At 45.9% G+C, this 21,045-nt stretch carries 17 protein-coding genes; 4 read left to right on the top strand and 13 right to left on the bottom strand.

Annotation, left to right across the window (positions count from 1 at the left end; translation table 11 throughout):
- Positions 1 to 12 precede the first annotated feature (12 nt).
- From B5X68_RS07150 to B5X68_RS07130, 5 genes are all read right to left on the bottom strand, one after another.
- The gene (locus tag B5X68_RS07150) at positions 13 to 1,335 is read right to left on the bottom strand and encodes a sugar MFS transporter (RefSeq protein ID WP_082214046.1); all 1,323 of its coding nucleotides are present in this window, start codon (positions 1,333 to 1,335) and stop codon (positions 13 to 15) included.
- Between the two features lies 1 nt (position 1,336).
- Positions 1,337 to 2,725 carry a Gfo/Idh/MocA family protein gene (locus B5X68_RS07145; protein ID WP_082213905.1) on the bottom strand — a complete coding sequence of 463 codons (1,389 nt, stop codon included), beginning with the start codon at positions 2,723 to 2,725 and terminating at the stop codon, positions 1,337 to 1,339.
- Between the two features lie 34 nt (positions 2,726 to 2,759).
- The gene (locus B5X68_RS07140; RefSeq protein WP_082213904.1) at positions 2,760 to 4,133 is read right to left on the bottom strand and encodes a neutral/alkaline non-lysosomal ceramidase N-terminal domain-containing protein; all 1,374 of its coding nucleotides are present in this window, start codon (positions 4,131 to 4,133) and stop codon (positions 2,760 to 2,762) included.
- Positions 4,130 to 5,125, bottom strand: coding sequence for a Gfo/Idh/MocA family protein (locus tag B5X68_RS07135; protein WP_082213903.1), 996 nt, complete (start codon positions 5,123 to 5,125; stop codon positions 4,130 to 4,132). The genes B5X68_RS07140 and B5X68_RS07135 overlap by 4 nt, the downstream gene beginning before the upstream one ends.
- Positions 5,126 to 5,298: 173 nt before the next feature.
- Entirely contained in the window at positions 5,299 to 6,357 is a 1,059-nt protein-coding gene (locus tag B5X68_RS07130) for a LacI family DNA-binding transcriptional regulator (RefSeq protein ID WP_082213902.1), read from the bottom strand.
- 347 nt (positions 6,358 to 6,704) lie between these two features.
- Between B5X68_RS07130 and B5X68_RS07125 the strand changes: the two genes are divergently transcribed.
- Positions 6,705 to 8,159, top strand: coding sequence for an arylsulfatase (locus tag B5X68_RS07125; protein ID WP_082213901.1), 1,455 nt, complete (start codon positions 6,705 to 6,707; stop codon positions 8,157 to 8,159).
- A gap of 28 nt (positions 8,160 to 8,187) precedes the next feature.
- Here the strand turns inward: B5X68_RS07125 and B5X68_RS07120 are convergent, their stop codons facing one another.
- From B5X68_RS07120 to B5X68_RS07100, 5 genes are all read right to left on the bottom strand, one after another.
- The gene (locus tag B5X68_RS07120) at positions 8,188 to 8,895 is read right to left on the bottom strand and encodes a hypothetical protein (protein ID WP_082213900.1); all 708 of its coding nucleotides are present in this window, start codon (positions 8,893 to 8,895) and stop codon (positions 8,188 to 8,190) included.
- 77 nt (positions 8,896 to 8,972) lie between these two features.
- The gene (locus tag B5X68_RS07115; RefSeq protein WP_082213899.1) at positions 8,973 to 9,386 is read right to left on the bottom strand and encodes a putative toxin-antitoxin system toxin component, PIN family; all 414 of its coding nucleotides are present in this window, start codon (positions 9,384 to 9,386) and stop codon (positions 8,973 to 8,975) included.
- Positions 9,376 to 9,588, bottom strand: a complete 213-nt coding sequence (locus B5X68_RS07110; protein ID WP_082213898.1) for a hypothetical protein — start codon at positions 9,586 to 9,588, stop codon at positions 9,376 to 9,378. The genes B5X68_RS07115 and B5X68_RS07110 overlap by 11 nt, the downstream gene beginning before the upstream one ends.
- Positions 9,589 to 9,642: 54 nt before the next feature.
- Entirely contained in the window at positions 9,643 to 10,260 is a 618-nt protein-coding gene (locus tag B5X68_RS07105) for a response regulator (protein WP_082213897.1), read from the bottom strand.
- Between the two features lie 45 nt (positions 10,261 to 10,305).
- The gene (locus B5X68_RS07100; RefSeq protein WP_082213896.1) at positions 10,306 to 12,228 is read right to left on the bottom strand and encodes a tetratricopeptide repeat-containing sensor histidine kinase; all 1,923 of its coding nucleotides are present in this window, start codon (positions 12,226 to 12,228) and stop codon (positions 10,306 to 10,308) included.
- A 202-nt stretch (positions 12,229 to 12,430) separates the two neighbouring features.
- Between B5X68_RS07100 and B5X68_RS07095 the strand changes: the two genes are divergently transcribed.
- Together B5X68_RS07095 and B5X68_RS07090 are read left to right on the top strand one after the other, a co-directional pair.
- Positions 12,431 to 12,835 carry a hypothetical protein gene (locus B5X68_RS07095; RefSeq protein WP_229208312.1) on the top strand — a complete coding sequence of 135 codons (405 nt, stop codon included), beginning with the start codon at positions 12,431 to 12,433 and terminating at the stop codon, positions 12,833 to 12,835.
- Positions 12,836 to 12,856: 21 nt separating this feature from the next.
- A complete protein-coding gene (locus B5X68_RS07090; protein WP_082213894.1) occupies positions 12,857 to 13,762 on the top strand; it encodes a hypothetical protein in 906 nt (301 codons plus the stop codon).
- A gap of 103 nt (positions 13,763 to 13,865) precedes the next feature.
- On the opposite strand, the gene B5X68_RS07085 is transcribed toward B5X68_RS07090, so the two are convergent.
- Together B5X68_RS07085 and B5X68_RS07080 are read right to left on the bottom strand one after the other, a co-directional pair.
- A complete protein-coding gene (locus tag B5X68_RS07085; RefSeq protein ID WP_082213893.1) occupies positions 13,866 to 15,035 on the bottom strand; it encodes a peptidoglycan DD-metalloendopeptidase family protein in 1,170 nt (389 codons plus the stop codon).
- An 87-nt stretch (positions 15,036 to 15,122) separates the two neighbouring features.
- Positions 15,123 to 15,620, bottom strand: a complete 498-nt coding sequence (locus tag B5X68_RS07080; protein ID WP_082214045.1) for a DUF1579 domain-containing protein — start codon at positions 15,618 to 15,620, stop codon at positions 15,123 to 15,125.
- Positions 15,621 to 15,835: 215 nt separating this feature from the next.
- Between B5X68_RS07080 and B5X68_RS07075 the strand changes: the two genes are divergently transcribed.
- Complete coding sequence (locus tag B5X68_RS07075) at positions 15,836 to 16,843, top strand: GlxA family transcriptional regulator (RefSeq protein ID WP_082213892.1); 1,008 nt, start codon at positions 15,836 to 15,838, stop codon at positions 16,841 to 16,843.
- Here the strand turns inward: B5X68_RS07075 and B5X68_RS07070 are convergent.
- A complete protein-coding gene (locus B5X68_RS07070; RefSeq protein WP_082213891.1) occupies positions 16,840 to 21,000 on the bottom strand; it encodes a carbohydrate-binding protein in 4,161 nt (1,386 codons plus the stop codon). The genes B5X68_RS07075 and B5X68_RS07070 overlap by 4 nt on opposite strands.
- Positions 21,001 to 21,045 lie beyond the last annotated feature (45 nt).

Genomic DNA, 21,045 nt, shown 5'->3' with positions numbered 1-21,045 from the left:
TGTCGGCAGGTTTTAAAATCCCCATTTTCTCAACTTATGTCCTTTCACGGCATAAAAAACGAGATACAAATAGCAAGGCAACAGCACCCAGTAAGCCTGCCGCACATCCAGCGTGTCTGCAAAATAGCCGTAGAAAAGGGGCATAATGGCGTTTCCGCAAAGTCCCATGATCATAATGGAAGCGCCCAGCTTGGTAAACCGGCCAAGATCATCCAGCGCCAGCGGCCATATGCCCGCCCAAACCAGCGAATTGGCTAATCCAAGCAGCACCACAAACCAGATTGAAACGTCTGCCGCATGTCCGAGGAAATGGATTTCGCCTCTTGCAAAAATGATCAGCAAAGTAAAAATCGTCCCCAGCAAAGTGCAGATCCTGAGCGCAGTAACCTGACTGATGTATTTCGGAATAACCGTGATTCCAATTAAATATCCGCAAATGGTGCAGAAAAGCGTATAGGAGGGGAAAACCTTCGCTTCCAGCAGATCAATGCCCATTGAATTGGCATATCCTATAATGGTGTCGATGGCAATAACCTGCGTTCCTACATGCAAAAAGATGGCTAATGCGCCGAGGATCAGGTGCGGAAACTGGAAAATGCTCGTTTTGCCTGCATTAGCAGTTGCCAAATGCTCACTTTCGTGTTCGGTATCGATCTCCGGTAAGGGTGATTTGTATACCAAAAAACCAAGGATGAAAAGAAAACTTCCAAGACCGATGTAAGGATTAATAACCCGGCGGATCAGTTCGTCCAATGCGGCGCTCCGCTCAATGTCCGTCATCGAGCTCAGTTGCTGGAACATGGCCGTGTCGGTAGGGCGGAGGATGACGGCCGCGAAAACAATTGGCGACAAAATGCCGGCTGCTTTGTTGCAGATTCCCATGATGCTGATGCGCTGGGCTGCACGCTCTTTGGAACCAAGAATGGTAATGTAGGGATTGGCGGCAGTTTGTAAAATCGCCAATCCAATGCCAATTGTGAACAACCCAAGCAAGAAAATCTCGTATGTCCGGGACATAGCGGCAGGCACAAAAATGAATGCACCCAAAGCCATCGCCCAAAATCCAAACATCATTCCCTTCTTAAAACCCACCGCTCTTAATAAGTAGGAAGAAGGCACTGACATCACAAAATAGGCAATGTAAAACGCAAATGCGACCAGATAAGCCTGAAAACTGGTAAGCTCGCAGGCGATTTTGAAATACGGAATGAGGATGGAATTCACCCAGGAAACGAAGCCGAATATAAAAAACATCAGACCGATCAGGAAGATCGAGATCATCGTTTCCCGCTTAGAAAGATCTTCAACTTTAATTGCTATGGAGGCGGTTTTCATATTATACAGTTGGTTCCCAGCCCTTTTGATATTCTCTTTTCCAGAGTTTTTCGGCTTCTTTGTTGTTTTTGATATGGCCATTTGAAGAATCCACATTCAATGTTCCGCCGGAGCGGAAGGCAATGTTACCGAGTTGCGCGAGCAGCGTGCTTTGATGGCCGCCGACGATCTCGGAAGCCAATGGCGTTCCCTTTTTGATCGCATCAAAGAAGTTCTGAATGTGCAATGCGTCCAGTCCTTGCGATGGGTTCATTTTATTCCTTGGATCGATCACGAAGTCATTTTTTACTTCCTTAACAATCTTGTTATCAAGCCCATAAATCGTGTAAGTGTTGCCTTCGCCGATTTGTAATGAGCCCGTTTCACCGTAGAAAACGACGCCTACGCTGGCGCCTTCAATTGTGCGGCCGTTGCAGCTCCGTCCTTCCCAGGTCATGGCCGTGTTGTTGTCAAATTCGAGGTTAATAACTTGTGTGTCAGGTGTTTCCCAGTCGTCTTTATAACGGAAGCGTCCGCCCGAAGAAGTGACGCGGTTGGGATACTCAACCTGCAACCCCCAGCGCATCAGGTCCAGCATATGCGTGCCGTTATTGAGCGCTTCTCCCGTTCCCCAGTTCCAGAGCCAATGCCAGTTGTAATGCACGAGGTTGTCCTTGTAAGCGCGGCGCGGCGCGGGCCCTTGCCATAATTCGTAGTCCAGCCATGATGGAACGGCTGTTTCTTTTCCTACGCCAATAGATGCCCTGTTATTTGTATACCAGCCTTTTACAAAATACGGACGGCCGATCGCGCCATTATGAACTTCCTTAATGCCCGCTGCAACATTGGGCCAGGAACGGCGCTGGTTGCCCATTTGAATCACATTCTTATATTTTTTTGCCGCCGCGATCAGCATTTCGCCTTCGTTTGGGTTGTGGCTGCAAGGTTTTTCGAGGTAAACGTGCTTGCCAGCTTTGGAAGCCAGGATAGCTGCGGGCGCGTGCCAGTGGTCGGGCGCTGCGATAACCAATGCATCCATATCCTTGTTTTCCAGTGCTTTCCGGAAATCAGGCATGTTAGCTGGCTTGGATTTTTGAATGTCGTTAACCGTATTAATGCATTTTTCTGCTGCTCTCGTGTCTACATCAGAGATCGAAATAACCTCACAGTTTGGTTGCAAAGCATAGTTGGACGAAAGTGCCAAACCACGGCTATTTACGCCCATTACGCCTACACGAACTTTTTCATTAGCACCGATAATCTTCGCATAACTTTTTGGACTAAAACCAGGCAGAACGCCTCCGAATGTGAGCAATGCACTTCCTGCCAGCGTTTTCTTCAAAAAATCTCTTCTCTGATCATGCGTTGAATCCGACACGACTTTGCTGTCTTTTTCAAGGTTATTTTTCATAGGGATAAGGTTTTAGAATGACTTTTCAATATAATTAATTTTTTATGAGCCTTGATTCCGGTGTTGCCACACCTGCTTCTTTCGCAAGCTTAACCATGCTGCTAATGATCTGAATTTCAGCATCCGAAGCCCAGGTGGCGGGCAGTCCATAAACGATTTGCGCCACTTCGCCTTCGTAACCGCCTTCTCTCAGGATGGTGGTGCTGGGAATGTAGGTCATCACGTCATTGGAATAACCCATCACAAAAATGTCTTGTCCGAAAATCTGTTTGAGACTGATGGCATAACTCACCACCAATTCACCGCCCAGCGTCATAATCGCCTGGTCGCCAAGCTTCCAGACTTGCAATGGGAAAGGGTAGGCGCTTTGGAAAGTTTCGCCTTTATTGGCCTTATCCAGCATTCTCAGCGCCCATTTCTTTTGGAAACCATCAGATTTCTGCACCATTTTAGTCAATTCTTCTTGGGTCGGGGCAGTGGTTAAAGGGAGGTCAATTTCCGTGTAAGCCGTTGTTAATGTTGGCTCTAATATTTTCATGTCTTCACTCAAAACACGCTCCACAGCAGCGGCAAGCGTCTTGCCGTATTGAACGGCGCGTGGAACCGTGCGGCGGGGAAGTGGGTTTTGGTCGGCGCCAGCGCCTTGAAAAAACAATGCTGTCGCACCGGGATAGAGCTTTTCGAGCTCAATCTGCGCATAACCGGGATAATCGCCCGACCATTGATAATTATCCAAAACCGTAGGATGGCAAGCATAACCAAACGCAACGGCCATCAATTTTCCTCTCGCATCCGTTACTTTCAAAACAGGCACAGCAGCATCGCCAGGGCCGGTTATCTCCGTAAGCCTTTCCAGGGTAGCCGCATCATTGTTGCGGCGGTTCACCTGGAATCGGGCCGCTCCGTTTTGCGATTGTATGGTTGCCGACTGCAGTGATTTTAATGCATTACCAGTCAAAGCCACAAGCTGATCGATCAATTTCGAGGAATACTGGCCAATTTTCCCTTTTTCGGCTGCATCAATAGGGTAAATGTCCGACAGCGCATCGCCCAGGACCGGGCCGGAATGGGTGTGCGAGCTGTTGATAATGATCTGCGCTTTTGACAATTTGAACTGATCATTTATTCTTTTCCGGATCTCGTCGGACATATTTTTGGGCATGCCCAGCAAATCTGTCGTAATCAGCACTGCCTGCTTCCCATTGGCGTCTTCCAGTGCAAGCGCTTTTGCCCACAAATCGTGCAATTTACCATCGGAAGGCTTGGTCCTGGCTGCAAAACCGGCCATCCACATCGGATTTTCGGGCGTGATAACCACACGCGACACGCCAGCCTTCCAACCTTTGTTTTGACCAAAAGCTGCAACTTGAGATAAAATAAAAAGCGTAGTAAAGATCAATAATCTCATTTGGCTTTTTTTAGCACGCTTTCTAATGTTACGCTTTTTCCGCCTTGTCGCTTACTCTCGTCAGCCGCCTCCATAAAGGCAAATATTTCAATGGTTTCTTCCGGCGTTACCGGCATTTCACCTGTTTTGAAATACTTAATAATATCTACCAAAAGCGGTGCATAACCGCCATATGGGCCTAAAACTTTATTGCCGTCTTCTGTGAAAACGGTTCCGCCGTAATCGTGTTTTCCTGTGCGAGTTCCTCGGAATGTGCCCGTGCGTCCATCGCCCCATATGCCCACCACGATGTCCGTATTAGGCGTGCTCACGCGGGTAACGCTTTTACACCCAGTTCCCATGACGGTATAAAGCGTTTCCACACCATGAACCCCATACCAGAAAAAGTCAGGATGGGTTTTTTCCAAAACCGCCGGGCTGTAAGTGTCTGCGCCCAAAACCTTGGCTTTGTCTACGTTTTCGAGCCCTTTGATATATCTTAGCGATGAAGCCGAAAAAATAGGGATTTTATATTTCTCCGCAGCCTTATAGATGGCAATTGCGTCTGATAATGAGCCAGCTACGGGTTTGTCGATAAACATTCTTTTGCCCGTCTTGAAAACTTCTGTTGCCTGTTGCAAATGCAATCGCCCGTCATTTGTTTCCAAAAGGATCACATCGGTTTCGGCCAGCAATTCTTGTATCGAACCTGTGATCTTGACACCCATTTTCTTTACTTCATCAATGTAACCGGGAATGCGTTTCGTGCTGGATTCAATGTCTTTACTTCCATATGGATACGCGGCTGTGACTTTGTACCCGTCGTAAACAGGGTCGGGCTGATCGGCATTCAGTGCCTTTGTAAAAGCAATGCTGTGAGAGGTGTCCAGGCCGATGATGCCTACTCTCTTTCCGTCGGCCGGCTTTGCTAATGCAGGTAAATAATCCAGTAATCCCAATCCTGCGCCAGTTGCGACGGATTTGAGAATGAAGTTTCTTCTGCTCAGATGCATATATGAATAGTAAAGTGTTTAGGAATAGACTCGATCAAGTGAATGAGTTCGGGTACGTACCCGCAAATATATAACTATATTTTTATTAACAACTTATTGGCCGATTTGATTATAAATAATTTTGGCTTAACTCAAAAACAAAAGACTTTGTATGGCTATAATTGATTATCGCCTCAATTTTGATAAAAAGCCTGATTTTCTCTTGTGATGATATCAATGGGCATAAAATGCACTTTTTCTACCGCAGACCCGAGCACCAATGTTTGATACAGGGCCATTAATCCGCGGTAACCTTGTTCTTCCGGCTTGTGGCAGATCAGGAAGTCGATCAGCCCTTCGTTCAGATATCGGACATTCTCTTTGAGAAAGTCGTATCCGATCAGAGAAATGTCACCGCGTTTATTTTTTTCAAGAAAAGAGGCGACCGCGGAAACACGCGAATTGGTCACAAAAATAGCTTCGATGTCTTCATTTGTATGCAGGATGCGTTTAAGGTCTCGCGTCACGGAGAGGTTATCCGTATCTTTAATGTCCACACGAATAATCTCACCTGGAAGACTGTTATCTTTAAAGTAGGAACGAAAACCTTCTTCAATTTGCAGATAATTGTAAGTATCTGTTTCTTTTGAGATATTGACAACCAGTACTTTATGCTTTTCTTTCAACCGGTAAGTCAGCAGCTTTGCGCCTACATAACCGCTCTGAAACAAATGTGGGCCGATATAAGCCAGGTTTTCCTGATCCGGAATGTCAGAGTCAATGAACGTGAAAGGGATTTTCAGTTTGTTACATGCCTTCGCAAACTCCCGGGATTCATCCACAAAGGAAGGCGCCAGCAAAACACCGTGAAATGTGCCTTCCAGAATTAATTTTGTTTGTTCGCTGAAAGATTTATGATCATTCAGATCAAAAAGAAATGTGCTGACCTGGACACCATATTTTTTGATTTCCTGCTGCGCACGGTCTATTCCTTTAAGCGGCGCCTCCCAGAAATCGGTTTCGGGCGAAACCTTCGGAAGCAACACAGCGAGCGAAATGATTTTTCTGGAAGCCAGGCGGCTTGCTAAGATGTTAGGTTGATAATCAAGTTCTTTAATGATCTCATTGATCTTCCTTTTGGTTTTTTCAGAAACCCCTGTGCGATTATGAATAACCCTGTCCACCGTGGCAATCGAAACATTGGCACGCCGCGCGATTTCCTTTACGCCAAAATAAGTATTGTCTTTCTCCATCCGGAAAGGTTAGTAATATTAGATGACCAAAGAAGTTGTATTTCAAAAAATCTACCTGTCAGCGCAGCTTTATTGCTTATGACTATTGCTTGTTTGATTTTTATATCCTTATTTTGTCTATCAAGCAAGTAGATTATATCTTCAAGATCGCATCAGGATAAATACTATTGAACCCTGATACCCTATGAGACAGCTCAGGACCGACTTGCCGGAATTTTCGGTGGTTGTCAATTTCATGCGAGTCGTCTGTGCTGTCGTAGGGTATCAGGGCAAAGATAGCCACCGATTTTCAAGTATTCCAGTGGTTTCAATGTCTTTTTGAAGTATACCAAATTTAGTAGTAAATAATGAAAAACGTTATTGCACTGATTTGCTGCTTGATAGTTCATCTCACCGGAGCAGAATTACACGCGCAGACTCAGGCCTCAAAAGCAGTTCGACCCAATATCATTTTTATTCTTGCCGATGACCTTGGTTACGGGGATGTTGGGTTTAACGGGCAGAAGCTCATTAAAACGCCTAACATTGATCGTCTGGCGAGGGAAGGGATGGTTTTTAATCAATTTTATGCAGGCACCTCTGTTTGCGCCCCTTCCAGATCTTCGCTGTTAACGGGCCAGCATACAGGACATACATATATCAGGGGAAATAAAAGCGTTTCGCCCGAAGGCCAGCAACCCATCGCAGATTCAGTGTTGACGGTTGCTGAAATTTTGCAAAAAGCAGGTTACGTTACCGGTGCGTTTGGTAAATGGGGACTTGGGCCGGTTGGCTCCGATGGAGATCCTAACAAACAGGGTTTCAGCCAATTCTATGGTTACAATTGCCAGAGTCTCGCTCATCGTTACTACCCGGACCATCTTTGGGAAAATGATAAGAAAATAGTCCTCGAAGCCAACAAAAACCTGCTTTACAATAAAGAATACGCACCGGACCTCATTCAGAAAAAGGCATTGAGCTTTATGGATAGCAGGGATGGTAAGCAGCCATTTTTCCTGTTCCTGCCGTACATTTTGCCGCACGCGGAGCTGCTTGTGCCCGATGACAGCATTTTTCAATCGTATAAAGGCAAGTTTGAAGAGAAATTTCACCGAGGCGCAGATTATGGTTCCAATGCAAAAAGTGGTGGCTATGCTTCCCAGGAACATCCGCGGGCCACATTTGCAGCGATGGTAAGCCGTCTGGATATGTACGTGGGACAGGTTTTGGATAAATTAAAAGAAAAAGGACTCGATAAAAATACGCTTGTCATATTCACCAGCGATAATGGCCCGCACGTGGAAGGCGGTGCGGACCCGAAATTCTTTAATAGCAGCGGTGGTTTCCGTGGCGTGAAGCGTGATTTATACGAAGGCGGAGTAAGAGAACCATTCGCTGCACGGTGGCCAGGGGTTATCAAGCCAAATTCAAAAAGCGACTATATAGGAGCATTCTGGGATATTTTGCCCACTTTCACCGAACTGGCCAATGCACAGTCGCCTGCTAACATTGACGGCATATCGTTTACCGACGCATTGAAAGGAAAGCCTACGCAGAAAAAGCACGATTATCTATACTGGGAATTTCATGAACAAGGTGGCCGGCAGGCTGTCAGGCAGGGGAACTGGAAAGCGGTAAGGTTGAAAGCTGCCGGGAACCCGGATGCATTAGTTGAACTATACGACCTCTCCAAAGACCCGGGCGAAACCACCAATATCACGCCCCAATTCCCCGAAAAAGCCAAAGAACTCGGTCAGATCATGAATCGGGCGCATGTGTCATCGGCATTGTTTCCCTTTGGAAGTTTGGTCACAAATGAGTGATGTAGGTGTCGTTTTGAGCCTGGCAGTATTACGGCACATAGGTAACCTGCAGCACCCAGCCCTGGGAGCCGTCGGCGTTCGAGCGTTGCCAGCCTACTGAGACGGGCAGATGTTTCAGGAAGTAAATTCCGACGCCTGTGGAAAGCTGTCCTTTTGAATGGGAGCCGGAAAGCCAGTCGGCTAGTATGTGTATTTTTTCGTACCAGATTCCCGCATCAAGCCCGAGCTGAACCCCTTCAACAGGACCTTCGCCCAGGTAACCATTATTGGCGAAATAGCCTCCGGCTGCTAATTTATAATGATCATCTGCGAGTGAAGCAGCCAGATTGGTGTAAGTAAAATAAACCAAATGCTTTTTGTGGGCAAGATTTGTCCCGATCAAGCCCCCTATGCCAATTCCCAGCACCTTATTAATCTTGAACAACTTCTGCGTATTGACAAGAACCAAAGGTGCATAGGGCTCTACGGCGCTGGAATCGTTATGGACAAAATGATGTGAAGCGCGTTCGTAGTTGATATTGAAAACATTAACACCAACTTCCCAAAATTTGCCCAGGCCGTAGGTTGCGGTGGTTGTAGAGTTGATAACGTCTTGAATTTCAAACTGCTGCTGAAAGCTCAACTTATTCTTTTCCGTAATCTCGGAAGAAGAAACATTAAAAATTGTAAGCTGCGCAAAAGCGCCTGTTACAGAAAAGACCAACGCAAAAAAGAAACAGTAAATCGTTTTAGTCATATGGAAGGATAAATATTCTTAATAGGAATAAAAAATCCTTGCCAGCGACGTTATAGGTGAGATTTTTGGCGGAGTTGTTATATTTTGTGAAGGAAGTTTGAAATAGTCAGTATTTCTGTATCATCAATTTTCTCGATATTCAGAAGGTCGGCGTCCCCGGTCAGCAAATAAGCAGCTTTGCTGTCTATTGCCAGCGAAAGTAGAAAGTTATCCTTGGGATCTCGACAGAGTGTTGTTTCTGTGGTGACGTGAACGAAATCCGCATACGCTTCTATCGATTCCAGGATGGCTTCGAAGTCGTCCGAAGAGAAATGTTTTCTAAACTTTGGCCTGCCTGCGACTTGCAAGAATTCCTGCATAAGCTCTTCGCTAAAAACCAAACGGCATTTCCGGGAGAAGAGGATTTTATCTAGCTTCGAAAAGTCTTTTGAAATGAGAAAACTTATCCAAAGATTGGTGTCTAAAATTATTCTTTCGGGGTTATTTCTCATATCGTTTGCTACGGACCAACTCTACTTCCCTGGTGATTTCATCCATATTGGGAACTGATTTGTTTTTGGAACGTAGTCGTTTGAGAATTGAAGCAAAACCGGAAGCAGACTGCTTTTCAATTGCGATCAATTCAAGATCTGCCAGATCTTTCAGCAATTTTGTCGCTTTTGGGTTTAGTATGCTTACTCTTAATGTTGTCATTCTCAAATTTAATTAATTTTTTGAGTCTTCCACCAATTGAAACTTTACTTGTCATCAAATCAACCCCAACCCCGCTGCAAGCTTAATGAGTGATGCGGTATTTGAAACTTCGAATTTCATGAGAAGGTTTTGGCGGTGGCTGTTTACGGTGGTGACGCTGATGAATAGTTTGTCGGCGATCTGGGGATTGGTGAGGCCTTCTGCGATGAGAATAAGAACTTCTTTTTCCCGGCGTGTCAGGAACGGGATTGTTTTAGGCGTAGGCGCGGCAGCGGCCTGATCAAAATTGACATTCATGAAATAACCGCCCGCCTGGACCTGATCAATGGCTTCCAGTATTTCTTCCTTGCTGGAACTCTTGATCAGATATCCCGAAGCGCCGTTCTGGATCATTCGCGAGACGTAAGCCCGTTCGCTGAATGTGCTTAGCGCAAGTGTTTTCACTTCCGGGAATTGATCCTTAACCTTCTTGCAAAGCTCTATTCCGCTGATATCTGGCAGGTTAATGTCCAGAAAAGCAATGTCAACTTCGTTGGATTTGAGGAATGCAATGGCGTCTATGGCGTTGGTGGCGGTGCCTACGACCGATATGCCTTCACTTTCAGACAAAAGGGATTTCAGGCCTTCCAATACCAGCGGGTGGTCATCTACAATCAGGATTTTGACACTCATAATGTTCAGATAAAGTTGGGATACGTTTTTTTGCTAAAAAGCAATTTATACTACAATTTCTACCAGCACCGAGGTGCCTTCTTCGGGCGTGGACTGAATATCGAGCTTGCCATTGAGATAATCAACCCTGGCTTGCACATTTCTGAACCCTGCGCCCTTGCTCGTTTCCAGGCTGTTAACATCAAAACCTTTGCCATTATCCTCCACTGTGAGGCTGACGTTGCTCCCGACCCGCGTAAGCTGAACCTGCGCTTCCGTAGCTTCCGCATATTTGAGCACATTGTTCAAAAGCTCCTGCACGACGCGGTAAAGCACGATTTCAATGGAAGAATCGAGGCGTTCCTCAAAGCCAAAGTTCTGCATAGTGACTTTAAGTTGTCCGGATGAGCTGATGCCTTCGCAAAAATCATTAAGAGCTTCGATGAGGCCAAACCTGACCAATGTTTCGGGCATCATGCTGTGTGCCACGCGGCGCATTTCGCTGATTGCGCCATCAAGTTGTGTGAGTGCCCGGGTAAAGGTCATAGCGCTTTCCTCGGGTAGAATTACATTTCCTTTCACGGAATTTAAAGTTAATTTGATACCAGATAATAATCCGCCGAGACCGTCATGCAAGTCCCTGGCTACGCGGGTGCGTTCTTCTTCTTGGCCCTTCAAAATTGAATTTGTGGCTACCAGCTGTTTTTCCTGTTGCAATTGTAAAACCTCCTGTTCGGCGATCCGCTTGCGGATCGCGATGTTCCTGTAAACTAAAACCGCTATCAGTATGAATACGACTAAACCTGCTATCAGGCTATAAATTAGTGTGTTACGGGTTTGTTTTTCTTTTTCAAGCGTGACGATCTGCTTTTCCTTTTGCGCTGTCAGATATTTCGTGTCCAGTTCCTGCAATTGTTTTTGAATGTCAAGTCCCTGGATCGAGTCGTTCATGATCGTGTATTTCATCAGATAATCGTAAGCTCCTTTGTAATTGTTTTCGCGCGCCAGATCCGTTGCATAATCCTCGTACAGCTCCACCAAATGATCCGTCATTTCATTGGCTTCGGCAATTTTGAGCGCTTCCCTGGTGTATTTCGCAGAAAGTTCTGGCTGATTGCTGTCTTCTGCTACGAACATTAGTGCACGGAGACATTCCATTTCCAAAAACACATTGCCCGTCTTCCTTGCCAAATCCAACCCTTTTTCTCCATATTCCCGCGCCACATCCAACTTTTTCAGACCCCTGTTAACCCTGCAAAGTCCGCCATAAGCCTGCACCACAAAAATATCCGACTTGATTTTTTGCGCCACTGCAAGTCCTTCGGTGTAAACTGCCAAGCCTTCTTTATAGCGTTTTAAATTGAAGTAACAGCCACCGAGATTTGTCAGAATGTCTGCAAGTGTGAGACTGTCCTTCATCGGACGGGCCAGCTGCAATGCTTTTTGTTTGTATACCAATGATTTATTAAAAAGATTGGCATGTTCAAATGCTGATCCGATGCTAATGTAAAGTCTTGGCAAAAATTCCTTCATTCCCAGCTTCTCAAACTGATCTGCCGATCGTTGGTAATACTTGATGGCTTCCGTAAAATTGCCCATATAGACGTGACTGGTGGCGATATTGGCAAGGCTTTTTCCAATGTTCACCTCGTGTTTCAATTCCCTGGCGATTTCGAAACTCTCTTTGTTCAGTTTGAGTCCTTGATCAAACTTGCCTTGCAAATTCAGAATGTAAGTGTAGTTCGAGCGGAATTTGAACTTACCTATACCATAGTTCAGCTTCTGGCTTAATGCTTCGGCCTTCAAATAATATTTACCGGCACTGTCGAGATTCTGATTTTCCAGCAACTGACCATATTCAATGTACGCCAGCACGCGGTTTGTGTCTTCCTTACTTTCCCTGATCTTCTTCAAAATCGCATCTGCGTTTTGGGCGCTCGCATGTACATAAAGAAAGAAGAGTAGGGCCGTCTTATAAACTAATTTCATCGATTCACGGAGGAGTTGTGGCTGGAAAATTACGGGTGTAAAATTCCTAAATAAAACCTTTCAATAATATCCTCTAAAAGCATGATTTTTCGAAAATCCTACTTTTAGAGGATTGATTGCCTGGCTAGTAGCGGTCTACCTTTGTAGAGTCAAAAAGGACAATTTATAACATCTATCTATTCAATTTTTAATTAAAACAGCCATGAAAAAGATTTTTCTGATTTTATTCCTGAGTACATTATTCTTTGCCTGCGAAGAAGACAAAGACAAGAATCCTGCTCCCGAACTGGCCGCCCAGGTTGCCGGTACTTATAGGGTCACCGAGTTGAATTTGGATGGCACCAACAAGCCACTAAACGGAGCAGTGATCACGGTTCAGCTCGACAAGTTTTCGGCCGAAGTTATCACTGCCAAAATGAAACTGAAACTAGGCGGTGTTTCTGAACCGGACGAAGATCTTGGTACATTAAACCTTAAAAATGCAGGCAGTACAGGCATTGACATTTATGAAGGAACGGAAAAAGTAGGCAGCGTAAAATCCAGTAAGCTCAATATTTTCGTGATTTTCGACGGCCAGGAGATAGAAATGATCGCAGATAAACAATAGTGCCCCCCATTTATTATAGCCATGAAAAATAAAATTAGTATCCTCTTTCTCTACGCATTCTGCCTTTGCTTTTTGAACTTCACCTTTTCGGAAGATTTCTCCGAAATGGGCGCCACCCGGAAGGATTTTCAAGAAAGGTTATGGAACACTTTGCAAAATAATACTGTAAACTCTCCCTATGTAAGCAGCTCTGTAAAAGCGGCATGCCGCGCGATTTCGACGGAAAACCAAGCAGCCGCCATTCACAAAGCCGGTGGTTTCGTGAAGGATTATTTTAAATCCGACGAATTCAAAAACCGTTACAACAATTGGCTCAGCAAGAACTTTCAGCAAACCGATGCGAAGGTCAGCGAACAAAGAAAAGCGGAGATCCTTGCCAGTCGGCTGAAAGGTGTGCAGGGACTGAAAGCTGCGGATATGGCCCCGATCGTCGATATCCAGATACAGTCCGGTGAAACCTATGCAGGCATGGAAGGAATGCTGACAAGCCTGCCAGCCGATCAGCGCGCGGATTTCAAGAAAACAATTGAAAACGGAAAGCAGACAGCCGCGTTTTTCAAGAAGATCAAGCCGCTTTTAAAATCGGATTTTGAAGCGTTTAAAAAGCAATACGCTGAATTTCTTGCTGCCGACGAAATTGCGCAGTCGGAGCAAACGATGGCTAAGAATAACCAGCAGAATGCGGAAGAATATGAGAAGTGGAAAGATCCTAAAAAGGTGCTTTCTGCGCGCTTGACAGAGTTTCTGGACAAAAGCAAGGGCGTTGACTTCGCTGCAAAGACAAAGGTGGTTGATAACCGCGACAAATTTGTGAATGCTGCTTACGAAGGCAAAAATGATGTCTGGAAATTTTGTTACAGAATGGGCGCCGGGCCAACCAATGCTGCACGCGGATTTGCCCAGCAATGGTTAACAGAACTAAAATAGGTTTTATAGAAGATCACAGTCCGAGGCGCTTGCTTCCAGGCTGTATGCAAATCCGGGACAGATTTACCAGTTCATCTGCTCTCGGATTTTTTGTATGCCAATGTTATCTGATTGAAGAAATTTGTTTTGAATATGTTGCCAGCGGCACGGTAGGAATATATCCTTTCGTGCCATTTTCCAGTTCCACCCGGAAGCCTTTCGCCATTTCTCCCAATATCCGCACCGATGTATTGGCAGCAAGGATAGCGATCTGGCCAGACTGTTCAAACTGCGGAGAAATATATAAATTGGCTTTTCGCCGAATGCGGACCGTATCTCCCAGCCAGCGTGATTGCTCAGGCAAGCCGGGAATTTTCTCCTTGCGATTGTCGATGAATGGCAACGGGTTCACCGCTCCGGAACCGCGCGCATAAATGCCAAAGTGCAGATGCGGCGCAGTTGTAATGGCATTTCCTGTATTTCCGACCAATCCAAGCGTGTCACCAACCACTACACGCTCACCTACCGAGACAAGTTGACTGTCCAAATGTGCATAATATAATGAATAGGGACTGCTCATGGAAGATAAGAAAACAACTTTTCCTCCAAGATTATTGGTGCCCGTTTGTGTTACAAATCCATTTTGAGCTGCAATTACGGGCGTTCCGCGTTTTGCCCGGATGTCAACCCCTTCGTGTGAACGGATTCCGCCATCCCGGTCGGCTCCCCAGAAACTGATCACAGAAGACATGCTATGTCCTGAAACCGGGAAACCTAATGCTGGTTCGGTGGTTAATGACAGGGATACTGCTGTTTTTTCGGCAAGGCCAGTCTGTAGGCGCAGCAATAATGTATCGTTATCCTCATTTGTGTAAATCAATGTTTGCGTTTTGTTGCTGATGTAGTCGAGGCGTTGAGGCTTGCCATTGCGTTTGATCTTATAAAGCTCCATAAAAAAATGAGCGGACGTATCACCCGGCTCTCGTGAGGGTGCGATAACTAATTTCCTTCCTTCTGGAATTTTCAACCGGATAGCCTGCGCCGGAACAGAATCGCCCAGGAAAAACCGCTCCTGATAAGGGGCAAGGGAAAACAGTGAATCATTCAAAACGGCCTCACCAACGCTGAACCAGGTTTGGCCAGCTGCGGTCTTCTCCATTTTGGCCTTAAAGAGCTCTTTCTCATAATGTTCCCGCGGTGTCACCGGAAACCAATGCGAAACCGGAACGGGCTTACAGGAAACGACAAACCCCACAACCACCAACACAATCAAAAGTCGGATCAAGTAATTCATTTTTAGCAGATTTGTAACCTCTTACCGATGGTTAACAAATCCGTGCCATTGGGTGATCAATTGGGCAGACACTGTCTGCCCAATTGATCACCCAACTCGCTTATAAACCGTCTCCGTAGCCTTGTCTTCCTGGCCTTCTGGTGAAATGTTGTAAGCTGTGATGATGAGGTTGTCATTGTCCAGAAGTTCGACAACGGTTCGCCAGCCCCAGGGTTCGGGGAAATCAGGGCCGCCGTAACTGCCTAGTACGGAAAAGCCGGATGTTGTGGGAGCGCCGCTGGATAACATGATCCCGGTGCCCATATGGAAACTGTCGATCCAGGCGGACTGGAAATTGTTGTTTGGGATATCGTGGCCGTAAATGGCAATGCCTTCAAATGGCTGATCGGTTAATGATCCATTGTATTCGTGGATGACGAATCTGCCTCCCAGGATAGACCGGATAGTTCCTTCCATTGGTGATTCGTCGGCTACTACTCCCGGTTCGAACCACGTTTTAGTGGTTCCTTTCCAACTTCCGACGAGAGATTGCAACTGATTGTGAACGCCTGATTCCAGAGATGTTTCGAATTTTGATTTGCTCATAAGTTTCGGATTTTTGCCACGGATGCACGGATTTCCACTAATGCTTTTTAGGCCCACTTATGCATCCATGCCATTAATGTTAATATTCGATTTTAGTTTAAAACAAAAATAAGGACAGAATTTGTAACAAGCTGGCTTCAAACGGTCAACTAGCAGGGGCATTTGAGACAAAAAAACAGTATATTGTCCCGCACTTTGCTTAAATCGTTAAAACAATGATACAGTTAGGTCTTTTGATTACAAATAAGCATCGTTTGCTAAGTGTAGCGGCTATCCTGGATGTTTTTGAATCAGCAAACATGTTTTACGAGCGGGAGCACGGCGCTCCCTTTTTCAATATTAATCTTTTCTCACCAGACATCAATCCGCCTCAGTTTTACGGAGCCTATGAAATCAGCTCGGTGACTTTGGCAGAGCAGCAAAATCTCATTTTAGTGCCGGCTTTCGGTGCGGGTGATTTAAAAGCTTCGATTGCGAAAAACCAGATTTGTATTCCGTGGCTTTGGGATCAATACAAGAACGGGGCTGAAATTGCGAGCTTTTGTACGGGTGCCTTCTTGCTCGCAGCGGCAGGTTTACTGAATGGAAAAGAGGCCACAACGCACATTGACGCCGCGATGGCGCTGGCTTCAAACTTCCCGGAAGTAATTATGAAAAGCGATGCTGTTGTAACGGATGACCATGGCATCTACACAAGCGGCGGCGCGACGAGCAGTTTTCATTTAATGCTTTATTTGATCCAGAGATTTTGCGGCAAGGAGTTGACCCTTCGCACTGCTAAAATGTTTGCGATTGATATGGACCGTGAGCAGCAGACTTATTTCGGGACATTTTCACCTTCGCTGGACCATGGGGACGGTTTGGTAAACATGGCCCAGCAGAAAATTGAAAAGGAATATCAGGAGGGGAGCACGATTGAGGCTTTGATCCAGGATATTCCGGCCAGCAGGCGCAATGTGGTGCGGCGGTTCAAGCAGGCAGTTGGGGTTACACCGATTGAATATTTACAAAGAACGCGCATAGAGGCTGCCAAAAAACTTCTCGCACAAACAGATCAAAGCGTGCTTGAAGTGATGTTGAACTCAGGCTATAATGATCTCAAATCGTTTCGACAACTTTTTAAAAAGAGCACAGGCGTTACGCCGAAGGAATATCGGGATAAGTTCAATATTTCCAGGCTGGATGGAAGCAGGATGGCGAACCGCGGGGTGCCCCATTATTAAAGCACTTTTGCCACTTTGCGGAATGTGCTTTGATTTCCCTGCTTCACCTCGATAATGTAAGTGCCAACCGGCAAATGTGTCAAATCAAGCTTATGGGATAATTTATTTGATTGTTTTTGTAGATAACCGTTTTTATAAAGTCTTCCTGTCTTTGCGTCAAAAAGTTTCAACTCAACATTTGCGCTATTTTCATTTGCCAATTCAATGTTGATAAAATCTGCTGCCGGATTTGGGAAAACATTTACATCTTCATGCAGAGGCAATTCGTTAATTAACTCCGGCGCTGCGGCTGCGGTCCGGGCATTTTGAGCACTTGAAGCAATCACGAAAATCGGTGTTTCTGTAACCGTAACTGTCACTTTTCCATCCACAATGCCTTTTTCCTGCATGGCCATGTAATCGCTTCCGGCAGTGGGTGTATAAATTTTCGCAACGCCAGTTTCACCTAAATCAATAGTATACTCCGCTGTGCGGCCCACTTCGTCGGGGATAGCCAGTATGAACAGCGATTTTCCGTTCAGCTCATAGCGATCCACAACCGGGTCAGCATGAATGGTTTCTTTGTAAATGTAATCACCAAACAGGTTTTTGGTTTGAATAAAATAATCTGAAACCGGTCTGCGCGACTGATCGTCGTTTAATAGCCCCGAAGAACCAAACATCCATCCCCAGGCAGGGTTATCATCATACATTTGATAATAAAAAATCTTTTCGATCCCATGACGGGCAGAAAATAGCGACGTGCGCAGGATCCAGTCTGCTTGTGTTTGCATCGGAGATTTATCGCCAATAGGGATCGCTTTCAACGGGCTGGTTTGCGTTAGATCATAACCCGCTTCCGTGATCCAAACCGGCATATCCTGAGACATTTCTTTGGAAGTCTTTACAAAATTATCAAGCGTGATATGTGCATTACCAACCTCAGGAGCCACTCCACGCGTGGAAGTGCCGCTTTGGTTTGATGAAGCATCATCCGTATAAAGGTGGAAATTGACAACGTCCCAGCAAAGGTTTACACTGCCGTCCGGGCGGTAACCTCTGAATTCCTTACACCAGTCAACCATTCCTTTAAGATAATCCGGGCCTGTAACCATTCCTGCGATAACGACCTTCATATTTGGGTCGGCATTTTTCACACCTACGCCTGCGCCCATCGTGTTTTTATGCCCATCGTAGAATGCAGAAATATTGGCTGCATATTCGCGTGCAGTCTGGTAACCTTTTCTGCCTTTCCACCATTTGTCACGCTCGTTATCGCATTCAATGTATTTGATCAGATCCAGGCCAATTTTTACTGTATTGGCATAATCGCCAAACCATCTTGGAATCGTATCCACTTTCAATAATGATGGATCAACATTCACATTGCTGCCGTAACGTGCAACATATTGGAAAGCAACTTTGGCTTGCTCGATGTAGGAAAGCGGATCTTTGAAATCCTTTCCATAGCGAACCGGCACGTTCTCGGAATCTCTTTCTCCTTCGGGGTAAGAGGCCAGCATCCAGCCTGGAAGCGTTTTAAGGCAGGCCAGCACTTCAATGTTTTCCTGTTTTAATCTTTCATAAATCAGGTCATAATTCCAGCTTCCGCTCAATGTCGGGTTATAAGAGAAAACGCCTTCTCTGGATTCCAGTTTTTCCCAATCCATATAATGTCTGAAACCGGAAAAACTTTTGGCAGCGGTCACTTTCGACTCTACAAGCGATTCGGTATGAGCGCCATCCTGGAAATTCCATTCATAACCATTCACGCCCAGCAGATCCTTTAACCGGATGTTCTTTGTTCGTCCCGGCGCGTTGGATGGAGGTGCTGGCGTGTAACTTCCATACAGTTCCAATTCGGTAGGAAGCAGATTTGGAATTGTTAAAACGAGATAACGAATGTTGGAAACAGGCGCGTCCAGCGTGAATTGATTGTTTGAAGCTCTGTCTGGATAAGGTCCCACCCAGCCATTATAAACGGAACCAGTGAATGTTGCCACCTGAATGCGGTTCCATTGATCGTCAATCACAGACAATATAAACGGTTGATTTTCTGTCGAACCTGTAAAATCGAAAAATTTAACACTTTCCAATGTGATTTGCTCACCATCTTTAAGCGGATAATAAGCGTCATAATAGTCAATTGCCTTTCCCCAGCCTGTCAGCACATCCGCTTGAGTGTTACCATCAAAAAGGCCTTCCAATCCGTTGGCGGCGTTGGTCAGCTGGTACCAGCGTTTCGGATCGAGAATAATTTTGGCTCCGGCAATCGGATCTGTTGGGGTGGATTGTTCCGTAACTGTCAAATCTCTGCTCACATTTTCCGCTTGCAGATAATGCTCGCTTGCGCTTTGCGAAGCGATTATTGTAGTTTGTCCCGCGCCAACAAGTGTTGCTTTCCAAACGCCGGTGGCATTAGAAACGGTCGCTACTGCGGTGTTGGAAGAAGAAAAAGTAATGGGCGACTCAATGTTATTGCTACTGGCAACGAGATTAAATGTTCCTTCCTGCAAACCTTTGGTACCAAGCTCGCCAAATGTAATGGTCGATTGTTCCTGAACGGTGCCTGTTGTGATTTCAAACCAGTTCAGATTGAACGCACCGCGGTTTGCATAAATTCGTAAAATCTGACTGCCGGCTGGAAGGTTAACCGTCGTGCGGATTGTGCTGTAATTGTTCCAGCCGCCTGTTTGCGGAACATTAATGTTTCCAAGGACGTTGCCAGCGCCATTTTTGATCTCAATAAGGCCGTTTCCATAACTATTAGAAATCCGGAAACCGATGGTATAAGCGCCAGCCGCTGCAATCTTCACATTGTAATCGAGCCAGTCGGCGTCGTCAATGTAAGTGACCGCTGAGCCGCCGTCTGTGTCGGAGGTTTCTTCCGTTCTCACGTCGCTGGCGAGGTCAAATGTTTCGGCTTCCATTCTGCCCGTAAGCGGGCGCGATGCTTTGGCTTCAAACCAGTTAAAATTCCAGCCGCTTTTCAATGACTGTATTTTTAATGTTTCGTTTCCTGCGGGCAGTGCTGCCAGCATATTAACGGTTCGCCAGCCCTGCATGCCACCCGTTTGTGGGACCGTAATGCGGCCGAGTTCCGTTCCGTCGCCCTTTTTTAAAGCGAAAGAGGCTTCGGGACTATAACCATTTGCCACGCGATAACTGAAAGTGTAAATGCCTTGCTCAGCGGAGTTCACCTTGTATTCCATCCAACTGTCGTCCTGGATCCAGCCTACATTTTCACCGCCGCCGTCATCAGTGGTTGCCTCTGTTCCAATGTTGTTGGACGCGTCAAAACTTTCAGCCTGCATTCTTGCAGGCAATGCTGTACCGATGGTTGGTTCGCCCTGGGAAACGAGTTCAAACCAGTTAAAATTGAATGCACCCTGGGGAGTTGCCAGGCGGATAACCTGACTTCCTGCTGGCAATGTTAGTTGTGTGCTGATAGTGGCCCAATTTTGCCAGCCGCCTGTTTGCGGCACATTCAGCTGTCCCAGCAATGTTCCGCTGCCGTTTTTTATTTCAATAACACCTGAACCATAACTATTGGCAATCCTGAAATTGGCCGTGTAAGTGCCGCCTGATGCGAGTTTAATGTTATAATCCAAATAATCGCCATCGTCAATATAACCCACATTAAGATTTCCGTCCGTATCAGCCGTTGTCTCCGTCCGGACATCGCTTACAGCATCGAAATCTTCTGCCTCTATCCTCCCGGAAACATTGCGTGATGCGGATCCTTCAAACCAGTTGAAGTTAAAACCGCCCTTTTCTGCGAAAATTCTTAATGTCTGGTTGCCTTGCGGAAGCAACGCTACAAAGCTAACGGTCGTGTAGTTCTGCATGCCGCCGGTTTCTGGCAAAATGCGCTGTCCAAGCATGTCGCCATTGGCATTTTTCACCGAAAGCATAGCTTCCGGACTGTACCCGTTGGCAACTCTAAAACGGAATGTGTAGTAACCTGCGACGGTCGCATTCACGTCATAATCCATCCAGCTGCCATCCTGAATCCAGCCAACATTCTGGCCGCCGTCTATGTCTGATGTGCCCTCAGTGCCTACTGAGTTCATTGTGGTGTAATCCTCCGCCTCAATCTTACCTGGAAGCGACTTATATGACTGAGCCTGACTAATAAAGGAGGAAAGCAAAAAGTAAGCTAGTAAAAGTTTTTTCATGCCTGAGGAGTATATTTTTTCTCGGAAGATACAATTTCTTTGAAT

The organism is Dyadobacter psychrophilus (assembly GCF_900167945.1).
GTDB lineage: Bacteria > Bacteroidota > Bacteroidia > Cytophagales > Spirosomataceae > Dyadobacter > Dyadobacter psychrophilus.
Note: the sequence above shows the minus strand (reverse complement) of the source record. Positions and strands in the feature narration are given on the sequence as shown.